The organism is Asanoa iriomotensis (assembly GCF_016862515.1).
Lineage (GTDB): Bacteria > Actinomycetota > Actinomycetes > Mycobacteriales > Micromonosporaceae > Asanoa > Asanoa iriomotensis.
The window spans coordinates 1-3,285 of the sequence record NZ_BONC01000166.1; the positions used below are offsets into that span (position 1 = coordinate 1).

Consider the following 3,285-nt stretch of genomic DNA (forward strand, 5'->3'; position numbering starts at 1 on the left):
GTCATCCTCGTACGACGTCAGAATCAAGCCCTTGATCGTCGGGTCGACCGCCCGCACGTCCCGACAGACGTCGATCCCGCTCCCGTCCGGGAGCCGGGCGTCGAGGATCATCACATCGGGCCGCAGCGCCGGGATCCGCGCGGTCGCCTCGTGCGCGAGCCCGGACTCACCGACCACCTCGATGTCGCCCTGGCTCTCCAACAGGTCGGTCAGGCCACGACGGACCACCTCGTGGTCGTCGAGCAGATACACACGGATCACAGCCCATTCTGTATCGCGCGGGCGCCGCGGCGCACCATCCCGCCCGGCCCCTGACCTCGGGACCTCTGCCCCTGCTCCGGGAACGCCGGCCGGCAAAGGATGAGGGTGCGGAGATCTCGCCGAGGGGAGCGCGCCATGGAGGCTACGAAGATGACGCCGACGACAACCGCCTACACGGCGGACGATCTGTCCGCCGCGGCGGAGCTGGCCATCCGGGCACCGTCGATGCACAACAGCCAGCCCTGGCGCTTCGGCCTCGCCGGCGACACGATCGAGGTCCGCCTGGACCTGACCCGGCTGCCGGACATCCCGGCCGCGGGCTGGGCCGGGCGGGTCAGTTGTGGCGCCGCGGCCTTCAACCTGCGGGTGGCCCTGGCGGTCCTTGGCCGACCGGCAAACGTGATCGTCCAACCCCTCGACCGGGACCCCGCCGTGGTCGCCCGGCTCGTCCCCGACGAGCCGCGGCCCGCGTCCGGTGCCGAACGCACGCTGTATGCCGCGATCCCCCGCCGGCACAGCAACCGCGCCCCGTTCAACACCCAGACGGTCCCGGCGGACGTGCGTAGCCGCCTTCGCGAGGCCGCGCGGCGTGAGGGCGGCTGGCTGGACCTGATCATCGGCGCCAATGCGGTCAACGCACTCGCCGAGGTCGTCAACGCCGCGAACCGGGTCCTGCAGCGCGACGAGGCGTACGCGGGAGAGCTCGCCCGCTGGCGCCGCGCGGAGACCGCACAGGACGGGGTGTCCGCCCGCGCGGCGGGCTACGCGCCGGAGCCGCAGGACGTGCTGCCGATGCGCGCGTTCGGCGGCCGTACCCGGCCGCTCGGACGCGACTACGAACCCGAGCCACTTGTCGCGGTGCTCGGCACGCCGACGGATCGCGACGGCGACCAGGTGGTCGCCGGGCAGGCGCTCCAGCGGGTGCTGCTCACCGCGGCGGATGCCGGTCTGGCCGTCTCCATGTTCTCCCAGCCCATCGAGGTGGCCGCCGCTCGCGACCGGCTGCGGACGGCGCTCGGTCGCCACGGCGTGCCACAGATGGTGTTCCGGATCGGCTACGCGCGACAGCCGGGCTACCCGAGCCTGCGGCGGCCGGCCTCCTCGGTCATCGACCCGCCGCGCGGGCCGGGACCGGACCGAGCCGCCGACCGGTGAGCCGGCCCAGCGGTATGGCGATGATGTGGCCGCCCACCGCGGATTCGGCCCACGGCGGGGGCATCCGCGTCGCGAGAGCCTCGACTCGTTCCGGGTCGAGGACCTCGTAGGCCTCACCGACCCCGAGGACGCTCCATCCGGCCCCGCTCGAGTTGTCGACGTCGTCGACCTGGAAGGCGACGAGCTTGCGGAGGGTCGCCGCGGCGAGCTTTCCGCCGCCACCGGTCCGGAACACGACCTCGTCGCCGTCCAGCAGGTAGTTCACCGGATGCACGGCCGGCAGCGCTCGCTCCGTGAAGACGACGCGGCCCACGGCCCGGGTGCCGAGCAGCCTCAGGCACTCGGCGCGGCTGAGCTCTGCGAGTTCCCGGGCCACGTCCGGCCCGGCGGATGGCGAGTTCACCGCTTCACCATCGCCGGGAGCGACGCGGTCCGGTCAGGGCCGAAAGTCCTCAATCGCCGCCGGTCGGTCCTGCTGCGGTCAGTGGGACCGACCAGCACAGCCGGGTGCCGGTCGGCTTGACGGCGACCACGGCCATGGTGCCGCCGCGCCGTTCCGCGCGGGTGCGGAGATTCGCGAGCCCGCTGGTGCGAATCGGTTCGCCGATGCCCATGCCGTCGTCGCCGACCTCGAGCACGACGCTGTCGGTGGTGACGGTGAGCTCGACGTCGGCGGACCGGGCGTGGGCGTGGCGCGCGACGTTGGTCAGCGCCTCACGCAGCACCGCCTCGAGGTCCTCGGCCAGGTCGTCCGGGACACGGCTCTCGATGACGCCGCTGAACCGGACGCCCGGCTCGAAACCGAGCGCCGGGGTGACCTGGCTGGCGATGTCCAGCAGCCGCGCGCGGATGCTGGTCGCCGTGGTGCCGGGTGGCCGCTGGAGCTGGAAGATGGTGGTCCGGATCTGACTGATCGTGGTGTCGAGGTCGTCGATGACCCGGACGATGCGATCGGTGGCCGGCCCGGTCCCGACCTGTGCGGCGGCCCCCTGCAGCGACAGGCCGGCGGCGAACAGCCGCTGGATGACGTGGTCGTGCAGGTCGGCCGCGATCCGCTCGCGGTCCTGGAGCATCGCGGCGCGCTGTTGCTCGGCACGCGCCTCGGCGAGCTCGATCGCCAGTGCCGCCTGGTTGGCGAAGCTGCCCGCCATGTCGAGGTCGTCGGCCGTGAACGGCGTCCGGCCGGGCGCTCGCGCCGTCCACAGCACACCGTGCACCCGCGTGGAGCCGTTCAGCGGGACAGCCAGCACCGGACCGATGTCCACCACCTCCGCGGTGGGAGACAACGGTGCGCCGCCCTCGCCGGGGCTCACCAGGCGCAGCGGTTGACCGGTCGCGAGCACCTCGCCGGAGAGGGTGCCGCGGGCCGGCAACCGGATGCCGACCAGGCTCGCGGCGGCCAGGCCGACGGCCACGTCGATGCGCAGCTCGTCGTCGTCGTCGGGGTCGGGAAGCACGACCGTCACCAGGTCGGCGTCCGCGATCTGCTTGGTGCGCTCGGCGATCCGCCGCAGCGGGTAGATGGGTGAGCCCTCGGTGGCCAGCACCTGCCGGGTGATGGCGGCCGACGCCTGCAGCCATTCGCCGCGCAGCCGGGCCGACGCGTAGAGGTTGGCGTTGTCGATGGCGACGGCCGCCGTGGCGGCGAGCGCCTTGACCAGCTCTTCGTCCTCGGCGGTGAACGCGCCGCCCCCGCGCTCCGCGAGATAGAGGTTGCCGAAGACCTCGTCGCGGATCCGGATCGGCACGCCCAGGAAGCTGTGCATCGGCGGGTGCCCGGACGGGAATCCGGCTGAGCGTGGGTCGTCCGTGATCTCCCGCAGGCGGATCGGACGCGGGTCGTCGATCAGCGCGCCCAGCAGGCCCTTG

Annotated in this window: 4 protein-coding genes; 1 reads left to right on the top strand and 3 read right to left on the bottom strand. The window is 73.2% G+C overall.

The window, feature by feature from the left end:
• The coding region (locus tag Air01nite_RS40720; RefSeq protein WP_203701315.1) for a response regulator at positions 1-261 on the bottom strand (261 nt) is incomplete at its 3' end.
• 135 nt (positions 262-396) lie between these two features.
• Here Air01nite_RS40720 and Air01nite_RS40725 point away from each other — a divergent pair.
• Complete coding sequence (locus tag Air01nite_RS40725; protein ID WP_239091308.1) at positions 397-1,416, top strand: Acg family FMN-binding oxidoreductase; 1,020 nt, start codon at positions 397-399, stop codon at positions 1,414-1,416.
• On the opposite strand, the gene Air01nite_RS40730 is transcribed toward Air01nite_RS40725, so the two are convergent.
• Positions 1,367-1,819, bottom strand: a complete 453-nt coding sequence (locus tag Air01nite_RS40730) for a pyridoxamine 5'-phosphate oxidase family protein (RefSeq protein WP_203708876.1) — start codon at positions 1,817-1,819, stop codon at positions 1,367-1,369. The two genes, Air01nite_RS40725 and Air01nite_RS40730, sit on opposite strands and share 50 nt — an antisense overlap.
• Before the next feature lie 49 nt (positions 1,820-1,868).
• Positions 1,869-3,285, bottom strand: a 1,417-nt coding sequence (locus Air01nite_RS40735; RefSeq protein ID WP_203708878.1) for a GAF domain-containing sensor histidine kinase, incomplete at its 5' end; no start/stop codon positions are given.

Coding starts and splice junctions, on each gene's coding strand:
- Air01nite_RS40725 (WP_239091308.1), top strand. CDS start 397: ATGGAGGCTACGAAGATGACGCCGACGACAACCGCCTACACGGCGGAC.